16 protein-coding genes are annotated in these 15,689 nt (G+C 63.1%); 11 read left to right on the top strand and 5 right to left on the bottom strand.

Annotation, left to right across the window (positions count from 1 at the left end; all coding sequences use genetic code 11):
- The first annotated feature begins 135 nt into the window (after positions 1-135).
- Positions 136-510, top strand: coding sequence for a gamma-butyrobetaine hydroxylase family protein (locus tag AC3WVQ_RS08545; RefSeq protein WP_090293915.1), 375 nt, complete (start codon positions 136-138; stop codon positions 508-510).
- A 57-nt stretch (positions 511-567) separates the two neighbouring features.
- Here the strand turns inward: AC3WVQ_RS08545 and AC3WVQ_RS08540 are convergent, their stop codons facing one another.
- Positions 568-1,050: a MarR family winged helix-turn-helix transcriptional regulator gene (locus AC3WVQ_RS08540; protein WP_034795119.1), complete on the bottom strand. Its 483-nt coding sequence runs from the start codon at positions 1,048-1,050 to the stop codon at positions 568-570.
- A gap of 47 nt (positions 1,051-1,097) precedes the next feature.
- Here AC3WVQ_RS08540 and AC3WVQ_RS08535 point away from each other — a divergent pair, with 47 nt between their 5' ends.
- From AC3WVQ_RS08535 to AC3WVQ_RS08525, 3 genes are all read left to right on the top strand, one after another.
- Complete coding sequence (locus AC3WVQ_RS08535) at positions 1,098-2,006, top strand: alpha/beta fold hydrolase (RefSeq protein ID WP_060520681.1); 909 nt, start codon at positions 1,098-1,100, stop codon at positions 2,004-2,006.
- A 127-nt stretch (positions 2,007-2,133) separates the two neighbouring features.
- The gene (locus AC3WVQ_RS08530; RefSeq protein ID WP_034795114.1) at positions 2,134-2,742 is read left to right on the top strand and encodes a pyridoxamine 5'-phosphate oxidase family protein; all 609 of its coding nucleotides are present in this window, start codon (positions 2,134-2,136) and stop codon (positions 2,740-2,742) included.
- Positions 2,743-2,796: 54 nt separating this feature from the next.
- On the top strand, positions 2,797-3,582 hold the full coding sequence (locus AC3WVQ_RS08525; protein WP_110819189.1) for a M15 family metallopeptidase: 786 nt from the start codon (positions 2,797-2,799) through the stop codon (positions 3,580-3,582).
- Between the two features lie 97 nt (positions 3,583-3,679).
- Here the strand turns inward: AC3WVQ_RS08525 and AC3WVQ_RS08520 are convergent, their stop codons facing one another.
- A complete protein-coding gene (locus AC3WVQ_RS08520) occupies positions 3,680-4,750 on the bottom strand; it encodes a GGDEF domain-containing protein (RefSeq protein WP_034795108.1) in 1,071 nt (356 codons plus the stop codon).
- 192 nt (positions 4,751-4,942) lie between these two features.
- Entirely contained in the window at positions 4,943-6,334 is a 1,392-nt protein-coding gene (fumC, locus tag AC3WVQ_RS08515; protein WP_034795294.1) for a class II fumarate hydratase, read from the bottom strand.
- A gap of 510 nt (positions 6,335-6,844) precedes the next feature.
- Here fumC and AC3WVQ_RS08510 point away from each other — a divergent pair.
- Complete coding sequence (locus AC3WVQ_RS08510) at positions 6,845-8,734, top strand: L,D-transpeptidase family protein (protein WP_110819188.1); 1,890 nt, start codon at positions 6,845-6,847, stop codon at positions 8,732-8,734.
- A 40-nt stretch (positions 8,735-8,774) separates the two neighbouring features.
- Here AC3WVQ_RS08510 and AC3WVQ_RS08505 read toward each other — a convergent pair whose 3' ends face one another.
- Positions 8,775-9,449, bottom strand: a complete 675-nt coding sequence (locus tag AC3WVQ_RS08505) for an HAD family hydrolase (RefSeq protein WP_034795292.1) — start codon at positions 9,447-9,449, stop codon at positions 8,775-8,777.
- Positions 9,450-9,461: 12 nt separating this feature from the next.
- Between AC3WVQ_RS08505 and AC3WVQ_RS08500 the strand changes: the two genes are divergently transcribed.
- From AC3WVQ_RS08500 to gor, 4 genes are all read left to right on the top strand, one after another.
- Complete coding sequence (locus AC3WVQ_RS08500) at positions 9,462-9,629, top strand: hypothetical protein (protein ID WP_162733015.1); 168 nt, start codon at positions 9,462-9,464, stop codon at positions 9,627-9,629.
- A gap of 44 nt (positions 9,630-9,673) precedes the next feature.
- A complete protein-coding gene (rpiA, locus tag AC3WVQ_RS08495) occupies positions 9,674-10,369 on the top strand; it encodes a ribose-5-phosphate isomerase RpiA (RefSeq protein WP_034795102.1) in 696 nt (231 codons plus the stop codon).
- Positions 10,370-10,488: 119 nt separating this feature from the next.
- On the top strand, positions 10,489-11,037 hold the full coding sequence (locus AC3WVQ_RS08490; protein ID WP_034795099.1) for a DUF2059 domain-containing protein: 549 nt from the start codon (positions 10,489-10,491) through the stop codon (positions 11,035-11,037).
- Between the two features lie 191 nt (positions 11,038-11,228).
- Positions 11,229-12,617 (top strand): glutathione-disulfide reductase, encoded by a 1,389-nt coding sequence (gor, locus tag AC3WVQ_RS08485; RefSeq protein WP_090293905.1) that lies wholly within the window; start codon positions 11,229-11,231, stop codon positions 12,615-12,617.
- A gap of 6 nt (positions 12,618-12,623) precedes the next feature.
- On the opposite strand, the gene AC3WVQ_RS08480 is transcribed toward gor, so the two are convergent.
- Positions 12,624-13,487 (bottom strand): LysR family transcriptional regulator, encoded by an 864-nt coding sequence (locus AC3WVQ_RS08480; protein WP_060600832.1) that lies wholly within the window; start codon positions 13,485-13,487, stop codon positions 12,624-12,626.
- Positions 13,488-13,640: 153 nt separating this feature from the next.
- Here AC3WVQ_RS08480 and AC3WVQ_RS08475 point away from each other — a divergent pair, with 153 nt between their 5' ends.
- Both AC3WVQ_RS08475 and AC3WVQ_RS08470 read left to right on the top strand, forming a co-directional pair.
- Positions 13,641-13,904, top strand: a complete 264-nt coding sequence (locus tag AC3WVQ_RS08475) for a hypothetical protein (RefSeq protein ID WP_060585013.1) — start codon at positions 13,641-13,643, stop codon at positions 13,902-13,904.
- Positions 13,905-14,270: 366 nt separating this feature from the next.
- Complete coding sequence (locus AC3WVQ_RS08470) at positions 14,271-15,644, top strand: class II 3-deoxy-7-phosphoheptulonate synthase (protein ID WP_034795289.1); 1,374 nt, start codon at positions 14,271-14,273, stop codon at positions 15,642-15,644.
- Positions 15,645-15,689: the final 45 nt, after the last annotated feature.

The following is a 15,689-nucleotide window of genomic DNA, read 5'->3' as shown; positions in this document are numbered from 1 at the left end:
AAGAGACGGGTAATTCTCGCGCGCCGATTTCTGCGCTAGTGCATTGTTGTCCTTCAGAGCAATGCCGCATCGGGGGACGCAGATTACGGCGAATGGCCGGCATCCGGTTTGTCGTACGCGAAAGGAAGCAGCAAAATGAGCGAATTCTGGCCGACGGAATTGCGGGTGTCGAAGGATCGCCACCGGCTTGTGGTGACGTTCAACGACGGAGCCTCCTTCGATCTCTCGGCCGAGATGCTGCGGGTGCTTTCGCCGTCGGCCGAAGTGCAGGGCCATGGTCCCGGTCAGCGGGTGACCGTGCCCGGCAAGCGCAACGTGCAGATCATTTCGGTGCAGCCGACCGGCAACTATGCGGTGCGCATCGGTTTTGACGACTTCCACGACACCGGCATCTTCACCTGGAACTACCTGCGCGAACTCGGCGAAAAGGGTGCGGAACTGTTTGCCGGCTACGAGCAGGAGCTCGTGGAGAAGGGCATGTCACGGGACAAGGCCGAGAAGCCTCGCTGACGACGACCGTGCGCCCGCGTGTGGTTTCAGGGGCGCTACGGCCGCGTGGCGCCCACCTCAGGCCAATTCGCCTTCCTCCCGCAAGAGCAGGCCGATCAGCCGCTCCATGGAGCGGGTGACCACCAGGCAGTCATCGATCGACTCATCGTCGAGCAATCTTTCGATCAGCGCCGTGTGGATCTCCATCGCGGCCTCCGTCAGCGTGCGGCCCTCGGGCGTCAGCGATAGCCTGAGCACCCGTTTGTCCTTCTCGTCACCGCGACGCAGGATCAGGCCGCGTTTTTCCAGATGCGGCAGCAGCATGCTCATGTTGGAGCGGCCGACCAGGAGCTTGCGCGCCAGTTCCTGCTGCGAGATGCCGTCGAACCGGTAGAGATTGATCAGGATGTCGAGATGCGGGGGCTTGATATCGAGATGGGCGATCTCGCGGGTTACCGTCTGCTGCATCAATTGGCAGGCACGGGCAACCGCGATCCAGCTGCGGAAGCGAGGGTGGTCCCAGGGAAAATGATGTTCTGTGGTCACTTGATTTTTGTTCATCGTTGTACAATTATGTTCAGCATTGAACATTTTTAGAGATTCTCACTATGGCATCCTTTGCGATCAAGGTCATCCGCAACGCGCTGAAAGGCGTCGACGCGTTTTCACCCGAGGCGGCCGGGCGGCTCGCTTTCAGGCTGTTCACCCTCACGCCCGGCAGAAGGCCGAAGAATGCCAAGGAAAGGGCGGCGCTTGCGGCTGCAGCCCCGGTGATCGCCAGGGGGCAGCCGGTGACGCTCTCCTATGCCGGCGGCTGGGTGCTGGCGCGCAAGTTCGCCGCACCGCGCGAGGCTGCCAACACCAAGCGCATTCTCCTCGTGCACGGCTGGGGATCGCGCAGCGACTATCTGGCGGCGATGATCGACGGCCTGGTCAAGGGCGGCGCCGAGGTGGTGACGCTCGATTGGCCAGGGCACGGCGCTTCGCCGGGGCGCACGCTGACGATGCCGGCGGCGGTTCGAGCGATCGACGCGGCCTGGCGGCATTTCGGCAATTTCGACGTCTGTGTCGGCCATTCCTTCGGCGGCGGCAGCCTGGCCTGTGCGGCCGGCGGCATCGTCTGCGACGTGCACAGCCATATGCCGAGAAAGCTGGTGCTGATCGGCGCGCCGAGCGAGATGACCTGGCTTTTCAAAGGGTTCGGAAAAATCCTTCGCCTGTCGCCAAAGGCGCAGGCGGCTTTCGAAGGCGTGGTCGAGCGTCTGTCCGGACGGCGCCTTGATGATTTCGATGCCGCGCGGGTGATCCAGGCGCGTGCCGTGCCGACGCTCATCATCCATGCGGAAGACGACAAGGAAGTCTCCGCCGACCATGCGCGCCGTTATGCGGCGGCCGGGCCGAATGTCGAGATGCACTGGGCAAACGGTTTTGGCCACAGGCGCATTGTTTCGGCCGCACCCGTGATTGCGCGGATCAACGCCTTCATACACGCGGAAGATCAAAAAGCCGCCGCCTGACTATTTTTCGTTGACCTCGTCATCAGTCTGTCATGCTATCGGCCGAAGGGTCACTGGCCCGGGATTCGGCGCGCAGATCAGCGCCCTGATCGTTCCCCGGGAAAATTTGGCAGCATTGGAGGACGGTATGTCGATCATCGCCTCGGTCGAGGAACTCAACGCGCTCTACGGCGGCGTCAGCGAAGCATCGGTGGCCAAGGTCACCAAGACGCTGACGGCTGAATACCGGCTGATGATCGAGGCATCGCCTTTCTGCGCGCTCGCGACCGTCGGTCCGGAGGGCCTGGATTGCTCGCCGCGCGGGGACGATGATTGCGTCGTGCGGATCGCCGATGACAGGACGGTGCTGATTCCGGACTGGCGCGGCAACAACCGCGTCGATTCGCTCGCCAATATCGTGCGCGATCCGCGCGTGGCGCTGATGTTCCTGATCCCCGGCTCGAACACGACGATGCGAATCAACGGCACGGCGGTCCTCAGTGTCGATCCTGGCTTGACGGAAAGCTTCGAGGTCGACGGCAAACATCCGCGCAGCGTTATCGTCGTGACGATCGGTGAGGTCTATTTCCAATGCGCCCGCGCCGTCATGCGCGCCCAGCTCTGGAACCCAGACCGCTTCCTCGATCCGGCATCGCTGCCGACGCCTGGCACGCTTCTGAAGGCCGCCAAGGCGGATTTCGACCGTGACACCTATGACCGCGAATGGCCGGAGCGCGCCGCCAAGACCATGTGGTAGGCTGCGTCCCGGCTGATCGGCACGATTGGCCAAGCACAGAGGCTGGAGGCGAGGGTGCTGCGGCAAGCAATCACAGGTGCACTCCTGCTCGCTCTCCTAATCGGCAAGGCGTCTGCCACCGAGCCGTTGCTGTCGGAGAAGCTCAGGCTGCTGGCAGCCCGCTACCCTGATGCCATCGAGCGCATCGAGAATAATGCCCTGGTCCTCAGGGATGGCGGACCGCCGATCATCATCGACGACGGCCGAGCGAAAAGGCATGCCGAGAAACTCGCGGCAGGAGACGTCGAGGACAGCCTGTCGCAGATCTATCCGCTCGGCGCCTGTGCGACGCCACCGGCGGTCGATTTCGACCCGGGGCGCATCCGCAGCGAAGCGCTGCTGAAACGGCTCTATGGCGGCAGCGCTGCAGCCGTCCGGCGGGATCTCGTGAGCGTGGACTGGTTCGGCGAACGGCTGCAAGTGACGAGGAAGCACGGGATGGCGGCGGCGCTGAAGGCTGTTGCTGCTGACCTTTCGCGGCAAGCCGAACTCAAGCGCTATCTCAGCCCGAGTGCCGGTACCTTCAACTGGCGGCCAATTGCCGGCGCTGCGACGCTGTCGGTCCACAGCTTCGGTGCGGCCATCGATATCAACACGCGCTTTGCCGACTATTGGCGTTGGGCGGGAAAAGCCAGGGGCGGCTATCGCAACCGCTATCCGCTGGACATCGTCCAAGCCTTCGAGAAACACGGCTTCATCTGGGGCGGCCGCTGGTATCACTTCGACACGATGCACTTCGAGTACCGGCCGGAGATCATCGCAATCGCTCGCGCCGCAGGCGCCGATTCCTGCCGCCGGTAACGCATTTGAGCGGAAAGCGGGCTCGTTGCCCATGAAACGCAAAAGGCGCCCGTGAAGGCGCCCGTTGTCGGTTTCATTTCAGGTAGGCACTGCGGTCTCAGCGGCGGTAGATCAGCCAGTTGCGGCCGGATTCCTTGCGCATGCCGTCTTCGAAGAGAACCGTCTTGTTGCGGCCGGCGTTCTTGGCCGAGTAGAGCGCGATGTCGGCCTTGTTGTAGAGGTCGACCGGGTCTTCGGCGGCCGTCGCCATGCAGACGCCGACGGACAGCGTGATCGGGCCGTAATTGACGCCGGTCTTGGAGTTGCGGAAGGGCGTTGCGGCCAGCACGGTGCGGATGCGGTCGGCGATCTGGAGGCATTCTTCCTGGCTGCTGTCGCCGAGGATGATGGCGAACTCCTCGCCGCCGGTGCGCGCGACGAAGGCTTCGCGGCGCAGGTTGGCACGCAGTACGCCGCCGACGGTCGCAAGGATCTTGTCGCCGACCGGATGGCCGAAGGTGTCGTTGACCTTCTTGAAATGGTCGATGTCGGCAACGAGCAGGCCGGTGAAGTTTCGCAGGTGCTCGTTGTTGTAGACGGCCGCCAGATTGTCGTCGAAGGCACGGCGGTTGGCGAGCCGCGTCAGCGAGTCGGTGTTGGCGATACGCTTGTACTCGTCGAGTTCCTGCCGAATGACCTCCATCTCGAAGGACTTCTGCACGACAGTCTCGACGCGTTCCTTGCCCTGGCTCATCGTCTCGGCCGTGGCGTCGGTCAGGATGCCGATTGCGTGGCGCAGGATATCGGCGCTCGACGCGCTCTTGCTGACGATGTTGACATAGGCTTCGTCGAGAACCTTGTTGTAGTTCTCGAGCGCGTACTGCTCGTCGCGCAACAGGGTGACGAGTTCGGCAAGCTTGGCCGCAAGCGTGGTGTGGGCGCGTTCGATGCCGGTGGAGCGATGGATGTGGCTGAAGTACTGCGCGCCGATTGCATCCAGTTCTTCCTGGGTCGCGCGGCTGCCGAGCGCTGCCAGCTCCTTCGACAATTGCGGGTTGGAGCCGAGATAGGCTTCGTAATAGAGCTCGTAGTTGCGGGGGATGGGCGCCACGCCCATCATGCGCATCGCATGGGTTACCTGCGCTGCGATATCGGGCGTCTGAGCCTTGCCCGAGCTTGCCGTTTGCATCTGCAAACCCCCTAATATGAAACGCTGCTTACCGGTCATTATTTTTAGGGGCAAATGATTTGCGAAGTCTTAATATTTGCCGCCGTCGCGCCGCCGCATCATGACCGATCACGGCAGATTTTGCCGATCGACAGTGCGTTCGCGACATCAAAGCCACGGCGCCTTGGAGGCGCCGTGGTGTATCAAAATGGATCAGGCCGGGCTGATCATTGTTTCCGGACGAACGACCGCGTCGAACTCTTCGTTCGTCACATAGCCGCCGCCGACTGCTTCTTCGCGCAGCGTCGTGCCGTTCTTGTGGGCGGTCTTGGCGATCTTGGCGGCGTTGTCGTAGCCGATCTTCGGAGCAAGCGCCGTCACCAGCATCAGCGAGCGGTCGAGTGCCGCCTTGATGTTGTCTTCGCGTGCCTCGATGCCGACGACGCAATTGTCGGTGAAGGATACGGCCGCATCGGCCAGCAGCTGCACCGACTGCAGGAAGTTGTAGGCCATCAGCGGGTTGAAGACGTTGAGCTCGAAATGGCCCTGGCTGCCGGCGAAGGTGAGTGCGGCGTGGTTGCCGAACACCTGGACGCAGACCTGGGTCAGGGCTTCGCACTGGGTCGGGTTGACCTTGCCGGGCATGATCGACGAGCCAGGTTCGTTTTCGGGCAGCGACAGTTCGCCAAGACCCGAGCGCGGGCCGGAGCCGAGGAAGCGGATGTCATTGGCGATCTTGAAGAGGGCGGCGGCTGTCGCATTGATCGCGCCATGGCTGAAGACCATGGAATCGTGCGCGGCGAGCGCTTCGAACTTGTTCGGCGCCGAGGTGAACGCGATCCCGGTGATCTTGGCGATCTCTTCGGCGACCTTTTCGGCAAAGCCGACAGGCGCGTTGAGGCCGGTACCGACGGCCGTGCCGCCCTGGGCGAGTTCGCAAAGGCCCGGCAGCGTCATTTCGATGCGCTTGATCGAGGAGGCGACCTGCGCCGCGTAGCCGGAGAACTCCTGGCCGAGCGTCAGCGGCGTTGCGTCCTGGGTGTGGGTGCGGCCGATCTTGATGATGTGGTCGAACGCCTTGACCTTGGCTTCGAGCGCCTTGTGCAGGTGCTTCAGCGCCGGCAGCAGATCATGGATGACGCGCTCGGCGCAGGCGATGTGCATGGCCGTCGGATAGGTGTCGTTCGACGACTGGCTCATGTTGACGTGGTCGTTCGGATGCACCGGCTTCTTCGAGCCCATGACGCCGCCGAGCAGTTCGATGGCGCGGTTCGATATAACCTCGTTGGCGTTCATGTTCGACTGCGTGCCGGAGCCGGTCTGCCAGACGACGAGCGGGAAGTGGTCGTTGAGCTTACCGTCGATCACTTCCTGGGAAGCCTTGACGATGGCATCGGCGACGGTCGAATCCAGCCGGCCGAGCGCCTGGTTGGTGCGGGCGGCCGCCTGCTTGACGATGCCGAGCGCCCGGACGATCGAGGCCGGCTGTTTTTCCCAGCCGATCTTGAAGTTGCCGAGCGAACGCTGGGCCTGGGCGCCCCAATAGCGGTCGTTTGCCACTTCGATGGGGCCGAACGTATCTGTTTCCGTGCGCGTCGATGTCATCGTGATACCTGCCTTGATCATGCGGTTCATCAAGCCTGGGCGAGGGGCCGTGTGGCCGATCTCTCCAGGGTGCCGGGCCTCTCTCTGCCCCGACGGCTGGAGCTTGTAAAGGGGCGGTCCATGGCTGGCCATGCTACAATCGTTTGAAACCCCTTGGGCGTGGCGGGCGCATGCCGCGTCACCGTGATTCGGTCCTTGCCGGGCGTTTGGCGGCGTTGTGATGTTTCGGTCACAGACGCCATCTTCTTTTCCAGCGCCGATCGCCGGCCGCCGCCCGTGCCAACGCGCGCACCGAAATAAAATCCAGTGGGATCAAATTTTTATCGCTCGCTGAACGTCCTGCAAATGAGGCGTTGGGGAGATTCTAAACGGAGGTTCGACGACGATCGTTATCGGCGCGTTTCCTTTTCATTCACCATCCTTTTCTATAACTTTTAGCGCACGAGGGCGTGGCGAGAATCTGGCTTCAGCCGAATTCGGCGACAACGCGATACGGGGACGTAGTTTCATATGAGAGTTCTTAAGACGGCAGCGATCGTGGCGCTCATGAGCGGCTGTGCGATCGCGACCATGGACGCGCGGCCGGCTTCGGCCTTCACGTTCGGCGATTTCATTCGGGCAGGCAGAAAGAAGCCCGAGGCGCAGCAGGTGCAACCGACCCAGCCGCTCCCCGGCGTCGGCACGATGGCTGACCCGCAGCAGGCGGCCAAGCCGCTGCCGAAGATCACCGGCCCGAAATACTATACCTACAAGGCGGAGCCGCTGCGTCGGATCGCAACCGACAAGCTGCTCGATCCCTTGGTCACCGGCTCCGTGCGCAACGACGCGCTGCCGCCGGTGCTGCGCATGCCGCTGGCTGACGCGCGGCAATTCCTTCCCGGCATCAATGTGCGCGCCTCGGCTGACGTGGCAAAGGCGGTCGAAGCCCATTACGGCGCCCGCATGGATTACATCTGGATTGGCGCCGAAGGCGTCAACGCCAAGGCGAAGGCGGCGGTTGCCGTTCTTGCCGACGCCGCCAAGGTCGGCCTCGATCCGCAGGATTATGCCGTCAGCGTGCCCTCCGATACGTTCGATCGCGGCGACATGATCGCCCGCGAGAAAGAGCTTGTGCAGTTCGAGATCGCGCTTTCGGCAGCGACGCTCAGCTACGTGCAGGACACGGTGCGCGGTCGCATCGACCCGAACAAGATCTCCGGCTATCACGACTTCAAGCGCAAGACGGTGGATCTGCTACCGCTTCTCGACAAGATGTCGGCAAGCAGCGACATGACCGCGCTTCTCAATGAGCAGAACCCGAAGAGCGCGCAATTTGCCGCTCTCTCTGCCGAACTGGTGAAGCTGCGCTCCGAGCAGAGCGTCGAGCAGCGCGTCGAAATCGCGCCCGGCACGCTGCTGAAGCCGGGTCAGAGCAATCCCGAGCTGGCCAACATCATCGCAGGTATCCGCCTCAAGGGCTCGGAGAAGCTGAAGGCCGATCATGCCACGGTTCTTGCCGCCTACCAGGGCACGCCGGAATACACGCCGGAGCTGGTTGCTGTGGTGGAGGCCTTCCAGCAGGAGCACGGGCTCAAGGCCGACGGTGTCGTCGGCCAGGCGTCGCTTCGCATCCTGACGGGCGGCGACACGGTCGCCTCCAAGATCAACAAGCTCGAAATCGCCATGGAGCAGGCGCGCTGGCTGCCGGATGGTCTCGGCGACCGCTACGTCTTCATCAACCAGCCGGCCTTTACCGCCACCTACGCCGACAAGGGCGCCGAGCAGTTCTCCATGCGCGTCGTCGTCGGGTCCAAGGCGAACCAGACCTACTTCTTCCAGGACGAGATCCAGACGGTCGAGGTCAACCCCTACTGGGGCGTGCCGCAGTCGATCATCGTTAACGAGATGCTGCCGAAGCTCAGGAGCGACCCGAACTATCTCGACCGGATGGGCTACCAGGTCGAGGTCGGTGGTCGCCCGGTCCCGTCCGCATCGGTCAACTGGAACGGCTCGACCGCATCGGTTGCCGTGCGTCAGCCGCCGAGCAGCGACAATGCGCTTGGCGAGTTGAAGATCCTGTTCCCCAACAGTCACGCGATCTACATGCACGACACGCCGTCGAAGAGCTTCTTCAAGCGTGACAATCGCGCGCTCAGCCATGGCTGCGTGCGGCTTGCCGATCCGCGCCTGATGGCGGCGGCCGTGCTCGGCACCAGCGTCGACGATGTCGGCAAGGAGATCGCCGGCGGCCGCAACAAGGCGCTGCAGGTTCCGGTGAAGGTTCCCGTCTACGTCGCCTACTTCACGGCTTGGCCGAACAAGGACGGCGTGGTCGAGTACTTCAACGACGTCTATGAGCGCGACATGTATATGAACCGGGCCTTCGAGGCGACGCGCGGCGCACGCCGGGCAGAAGGATAAGCAAGAAAAAGGCCGCTTCGAGCGGCCTTTTTCCTGTCTGCTATTTGGAAAACAGGCCCGAGACCAGATCCGGGGTCAGTTCGTCGAAGTGGCTGATGACAACGGTGGGGTCGAGGCTTTCGACCGGAACATCGGAATAGCCGAAGGGAACGGCGATCGAGGGTACCTGAGCATTGCGGGCGACGAGGAAGTCGTTGAGGCTGTCGCCGACCATCACGGCGCGGGTCGCCAGGCCCCCGGCATTGGACACCGTGCGCAGCAGGTGGGCAGCATCCGGTTTGCGCACTTCGAAGGTATCGCCGCCCGATATCGCGGCGAAGCGCTCGATCAGGCCGAGCCGTTCGAGCAGACGCGTGGCGAGCTTTTCCGGCTTGTTGGTGCAGACCGCGAGCTTGAAGCCGGCGCCGGATAGGCGGTCGAGCGCGTCGACCAGGCCCGGATAGGGCAGCGAATCGCCCGGCATCGAGCCGTGGTAGAAATCGACGAATTCCTTCAGCTGCCATTCCAGCATGTCTTCGGCCAGCGGCTTTTGCCGCATCGCAAAGGTGCGCTCGATCATGGCGCGGGCACCGTGGCCGACGAGATGGGTGAGGTCGCCGTAGGTGACCGGCTCGACGCCGGCCTGGGTAACCGCATGGTTGAGGCTGGCGACCAGGTCTGGCGCCGTGTCGACGAGCGTTCCGTCGAGATCGAAGACGACAATGGGAGAAGACAAGGAGAAAACCTCTTGGCGCTGAAAACCGTTGTTGATCGGGTAGGCGAACTCATCGGCGATTGCAATGGCAAGCGGCGCCGGCAAGCACACGGAATCCTGAGTGCCGATTTCATTTTGACTTTTGTTTGCGTCGTCGGGCGTGTAAGTGTCACAGCGGAAAAACGGGCGGCCGTTCGCTGATTGCGGCCTGCTGCCCGTGCGAATCACAAGGGAGCGACCGGCGCATGGACGCCCGCGAAATGAAGATCAAAGCCGCGGCCGCGGCGCTGGAATATGTCGAAGACGGCATGCGTCTCGGCATCGGCACGGGTTCCACGGCCGAGGAGTTTGTGCGGCTCCTGGCCGAGAAGGTTGCAGCGGGCTTTCGCATCGAAGGCGTTCCCACCTCGGAGCGCACGGCGCGGCTCTGCCTCGAACTCGGCGTTTCGCTGAAGTCGCTCGACGAGCTGCCCGAACTGGACCTGACGATCGACGGCGCCGACGAGGTCGATGGTCAGCTGCGTCTGATTAAGGGCGGCGGCGGCGCGCTACTGCGCGAGAAGATCGTTGCGGCTGCGTCCAAGCGCATGATCGTGATTGCCGACGAGACGAAAGTGGTCGACGTTCTCGGCGCCTTCAAGCTTCCGATCGAGGTCAATCCTTTCGGTCAGGTGGCAACCCGGATCGCGATCGAAAAGGTTGCCTCGCGCCTCGGACTTTCCGGCGACATCACGGTCCGCCAGTCCCATGACGGCGCCTTTCTGACGGACGGCGGGCACCTCATTCTCGATGCATCTTTTGGCCGTATTCCTGATGCAGATGCGCTCGCCGGGGAGCTGAATGCCATTCCCGGCGTCGTCGAGCACGGGCTTTTCATCGGCATCGCTTCGCTGGCAATCATTGCCGGGCCGCAAGGGGCACGCACGCTGACTGCGTCCTGAGCCGGCTTCGCTGCCCCGTCAGGGGCAGGAGCGGTGAAGACAACAGGTTTCCATACATGCGGGCCTGGCGGCGGCAATCGCCCGGGCAGCATGCGACAAACACAGGAGCAAGGGTAAAAATGAACAAACTCGCAGGTCTTGTCCGCACTTTCGCTGCCACCGCGGTTCTGCTGTCCGCGTCCGTTCCGGCGGTTAAGGCCCAGGACGTCTCCGAAGACCAGATCAAGGCGGCGCGCGCGACGATCGCTGCTCTCGGCGTAACCAACAGCTTCGACAACATTCTGCCGAACCTTGCCGAGCGTCTGAAGAACACGCTGATCCAGGCATCGCCGAACCATCAGGAACTGATCACTGCGACCGTCGACGACAAGGCGCTGAGCCTTGCCGCCCGCCGCGCCGATCTCGAGAACGAAGCCGCGACGATCTACGCCAAGACCTTTTCGCTCGAAGAGCTGAACGCGATCACCGAGTTCTACAACTCGGCCGCCGGCAAGAAGCTCCTGAACGACGGCCCGATCGCATCCCGCGAACTCCTGAAGGCCGCAGACATCTGGGCATCGGGCGTATCGCGCGACCTGACCCAGGAAGCCACCAAGTCGCTCGACGAGAAGGTCGGCTCCACCCAGCCGGCAGCAGCCGAAGGTGCAGTTCAGGCGCCGGCACAATAAGCCGCGGCGCCGAGCGCCTTCATCACGTTTCGAGGAGCCCGGAGCGATCCGGGCTTTTCTTTTGCCCGGAGGCTCCACTATATGTGCCTGCGACGCGGCCATCGGCTGCGCCCGGTTGCGTGTCGGCCCAGGATCGTTCGGCGCGCTTTTCAGATCGCCATTTCGGCCCGCTTGCTTTCAGGAGACTGCCCATGCCCGCTTTCGACTATGACCTTTTCGTAATCGGCGGCGGTTCGGGCGGCGTGCGCAGCGGGCGTCTTGCAGCAAGCCTCGGCAAGAAGGTCGCGATCGCGGAAGAGTTTCGCTATGGCGGCACCTGCGTTATCCGCGGCTGCGTTCCGAAGAAGCTTTATGTCTACGCGTCGCAGTTTTCCGAGCACTTCGAAGATGCAGCGGGCTTCGGCTGGACGGTCGGCGAAAGCACGTTCGACTGGAAGAAGCTGGTCGCCGCCAAGGAGCAGGAAATTACCCGGCTCGAAGGGCTCTACCAGAAGGGCCTCAACAATGCGGGCGCCGAAATCCTGCATACGCGCGCCGAGCTCGTCGGCCCGAACACGGTTCGCCTGCTCGACAGCGGCAAGACGGTAACGGCCGAACGCATCGTCATTGCCGTCGGAGGTCATCCGACCCCGCATGACGCGCTGCCCGGCCACGAGCACTGCATTTCCTCCAACGAAGCCTTCGACCTTGCGGAACTGCCGAAGTCGATCCTGATCGCCGGCGGCGGCTACATCGCCGTCGAGTTCGCCAATGTCTTCCACGGCCTCGGCGTCGAGACGACGCTGATCTATCGCGGCAAGGAAATTCTCTCGCGGTTCGACCATGACCTGCGCCGCGGGCTGCACGTCGCTATGGAGGAGAAGGGCATCCGCATCCTTTGCGAGGACATTATCCAGTCCGTCACGCTCGACGCCGACGGCAAGCGCGTCGCGCACACGATGAAGCACGGCGACATCGTCGCCGACCAGGTCATGCTGGCGCTCGGGCGTGTGCCGAACACCAGAGGTCTCGGCCTGGAGGCCGCCGGCGTCAAGACGGACGAGCGCGGCGCCATCATCGTCGACGCCTTCTCGCGCACCAGCGCGCCCGGCATCTATGCGCTTGGCGATGTGACGGACCGCGTTCAGCTGACGCCGGTCGCGATCCATGAGGCGATGTGCTTCATCGAGACCGAGTACAAGAACAATCCGGTGTCGCCGGACCACGATCTGATCGCGACTGCCGTCTTCTCGCAGCCGGAAATCGGTACTGTCGGTCTGACCGAAGAGGAAGCGGCGCGCCGGTTCGACGAACTCGAAGTCTACCGCGCCGAGTTCAGGCCGATGAAGGCGACCCTTTCGGGCCGCAAGGAAAAGATGATCATGAAGCTGATCGTCAATGCCGCCGACCGCAAGGTGCTCGGCGCTCACATCCTTGGCCATGACGCTGGCGAAATGGCGCAGCTGCTCGGTATTTCGCTGAAGGCCGGCTGCACCAAGGACGATTTCGACCGGACGATGGCGGTGCACCCGACGGCGGCGGAAGAGCTGGTAACGATGTATTCGCCGTCCTATCGCATCCGCAAGGGCGAGCGGGTCTGAGCCGCCTCAGGCGGAAGCTCCTGCAAACCGCGCCTCCTCGCGTTTGAAAAGATCGGCGAGGCGATCGATGACCGTCCGGACTTCCGGACGGCGCCGGTCGTCGTCGTTTGCCGCGATCCACAACGGATGCGTCAGGCCCTCAATCAATTCGCCTTCGCGCTTCAGGAATGGATCACCTTCGCCGACGAAGGCGGGCAGGACGCCGCGGCCGGCGCCATTGCGGATCAGCCGCACGAGAAGGGCGGCACTGTCGGTCCACGTATGGATCTGCTGCTCGCGGTTTTCAAAGACCCATTTTTCAGCCGGCGAGCTGGCAACTTCGGTGCCAATCGATATCCAGGGAAAGTCCTCGCGCTCCGGCATGTTGCCGGCGCGATAGACGGCATAGGCGATGTTCACCGAGCGGCGCACGGCCACGTTGCCGGAGCGGGGCTGTTCGTACAGGACGGCCACATCGGCCTCTCTGAAGGTCAAGTCGAGGCCGCGATGCGCATGCTTGCAGCAGAAGCGAAAACTGTCGCCAGCGGCGCGGATATCGGTTGAATGATCGGCGACGAAACCTGCGACCCAGGCGTCGCTTGCGACTGACACGATCGGCAGGGCGAAGGCGTCGCGGTGCCAGTCGGAGATATTTGCGGCGGCATTCCGCATGGCACGGACATGTTCGAGGAGGATCTGGCCATCGTGGGCGAGGCGATAGCCTTGCTGACTGCGGATGAAGAGTGCCCTGCCGGTCGCTCGCTCGAGCGCGAGCATGCGGCGGCCGATGGTCGGCGCGCTCAACCCCGTTCGCGTGGCAGCCCCGCTCAAGCCACCCTCGGTCGCAACGTGATAAAACAGTTTCAAATCGTCCCAGGCTGCCTCGGCCATAAGCACTCCATGGCGGTCATTGTCTCGTAGTAGCGCGGGTCGTCCGCCCTGACTTCCGTTCGCGGATGAAAGACGTCTTTCAACGGTGCGCCTACAACGCTGCCGGCGAAGACATTAGGTCTCCCATTGTCTCAAGGCAAAGGAGGCGAGACCATGTTTGAACATTGGGCGGTCATGTGGACGGTTCTGCAGCGTGAACGTCGCCGCGGGTCACGCAACGGCTTGGATGATCCGCTCGACGGACCGGAGTGGCGTGGCCTGCACTGGGTGCTGCCGGCCTTCTCTTTTCTGCTTAACCGGCGCAGATCGGACGCGCGCTTGACGCGTTCCGATGCGCCACTCACCGAACGCACAGGCGCGCGCTGGGACGTGAGGGCCAGCCATTGCCGGCCGCAAGCCGCCGGGCACGATCGCTGAACAATCTGTCGCCTATCTTGGCGGCGGCTGTAGCATCAGGGATGCCACTATCCCATTGAAACTGCGTATCGTTCTTTCGATATAGGGAGTAAGACTTTCGGGATCGTGCGCTCCGCGGAAATATCGTTGCGCCCCGGGCGCCCTGCAAAGCAATGAATTCTGGTAGGATGGCTTTCCAAGCGTTTCCTTAACGTCTATAAGCCCGCATTCCGCGGCGTTTCCGGCTGGGCGGGCACGAGGCTTGGCTAAGTGACCGGGGCAGGGCGAGCGGATGTTGAGTGAAATTTCAGAATACCGGGCGGCCGCCATTGGCCGTCAGGGCGTGACCCGCGCGGTTGGATCCGCGGCAGACAACAGGTGATCGAAATGGCACAGACTTGGACTCCAAACAGCTGGCGGCAGAAACCCATCCAGCAGGTGCCGGAATATCCGGACCTGGCAGCGCTTGAGGCGACCGAAGCGCGCCTCGCGAAGTATCCGCCGCTGGTGTTTGCGGGCGAAGCCCGTCGTCTGAAGAGTGCCCTCGCCAATGTCGCCGAAGGCCGCGGCTTCCTGCTGCAGGGCGGCGACTGCGCCGAGAGCTTTGCCGAGCACGGCGCTGACACGATCCGCGACTTTTTCCGCGCCTTCCTGCAGATGGCCGTCGTTCTGACGTTCGGCGCGCAGCAGCCGGTGGTCAAGGTCGGCCGTATCGCCGGCCAGTTCGCCAAGCCCCGTTCCTCGGGTATCGAGAAGCAGGGTGACGTGACGCTTCCGTCCTACCGCGGTGACATCATCAACGGCATCGAGTTCACCGAGGAAGCGCGCATTCCGAACCCGGAACGCCAGATCATGGCTTACCGCCAGTCGGCTGCGACGCTGAACCTTCTGCGCGCGTTTGCGATGGGCGGCTATGCCAACCTCGACAACGTGCACCAGTGGATGCTCGGCTTCGTCAAGGACAGCCCGCAGGCGGAACGCTACCGCAAGCTTGCGGACCGCATCTCCGAGACCATGGACTTCATGAAGGCGATCGGCATCACCTCGGAAAACCACCCGAGCCTGCGCGAGACCGATTTCTTCACCAGCCATGAGGCGCTGCTGCTCGGCTACGAGCAGGCGTTGACGCGCGTCGACTCGACCTCGGGCGACTGGTACGCCACGTCCGGCCACATGATCTGGATCGGCGACCGTACCCGCCAGCCCGACCATGCGCATATCGAATACTGCCGCGGCATCAAGAACCCGCTCGGCCTCAAGTGCGGCCCGTCGCTGACGGCCGATGGCCTGCTGGAGCTGATCGACCTTCTGAACCCGGCCAACGAAGCCGGCCGCCTGACGCTCATCTGCCGTTTCGGCCATGACAAGGTGGCCGAGCATCTGCCGCGCCTCATCCGTGCGGTCGAGCGCGAAGGCAAGAAGGTGGTCTGGTCCTGCGACCCGATGCACGGCAACACGATTACGCTCAACAACTACAAGACCCGTCCGTTCGAGCGGATCCTGTCGGAAGTGGAGAGCTTCTTCCAGATCCACCGCGCCGAGGGTTCGCACCCGGGCGGCATCCATATCGAGATGACCGGCAACGACGTGACGGAATGCACCGGCGGTGCGCGTGCGCTTTCGGGCGACGATCTCGCCGACCGTTACCACACCCATTGCGATCCGCGCCTCAACGCGGACCAGGCGCTGGAACTCGCCTTCCTGCTCGCCGAACGCATGAAGGGCGGCCGCGACGAGAAGAAGATGGTCGTCAACGGCTGATCTAAATCTCTGGCATTGTTCAGGTTTTCTGAACGTCGCTTGGAT

The sequence above is a fragment of the Ensifer sp. EB106-05-01-XG146 genome, assembly GCF_058791875.1.
The sequence above is the reverse complement of the archived record's forward strand: the minus strand, read 5'-3'. Positions and strand labels throughout refer to the sequence as shown.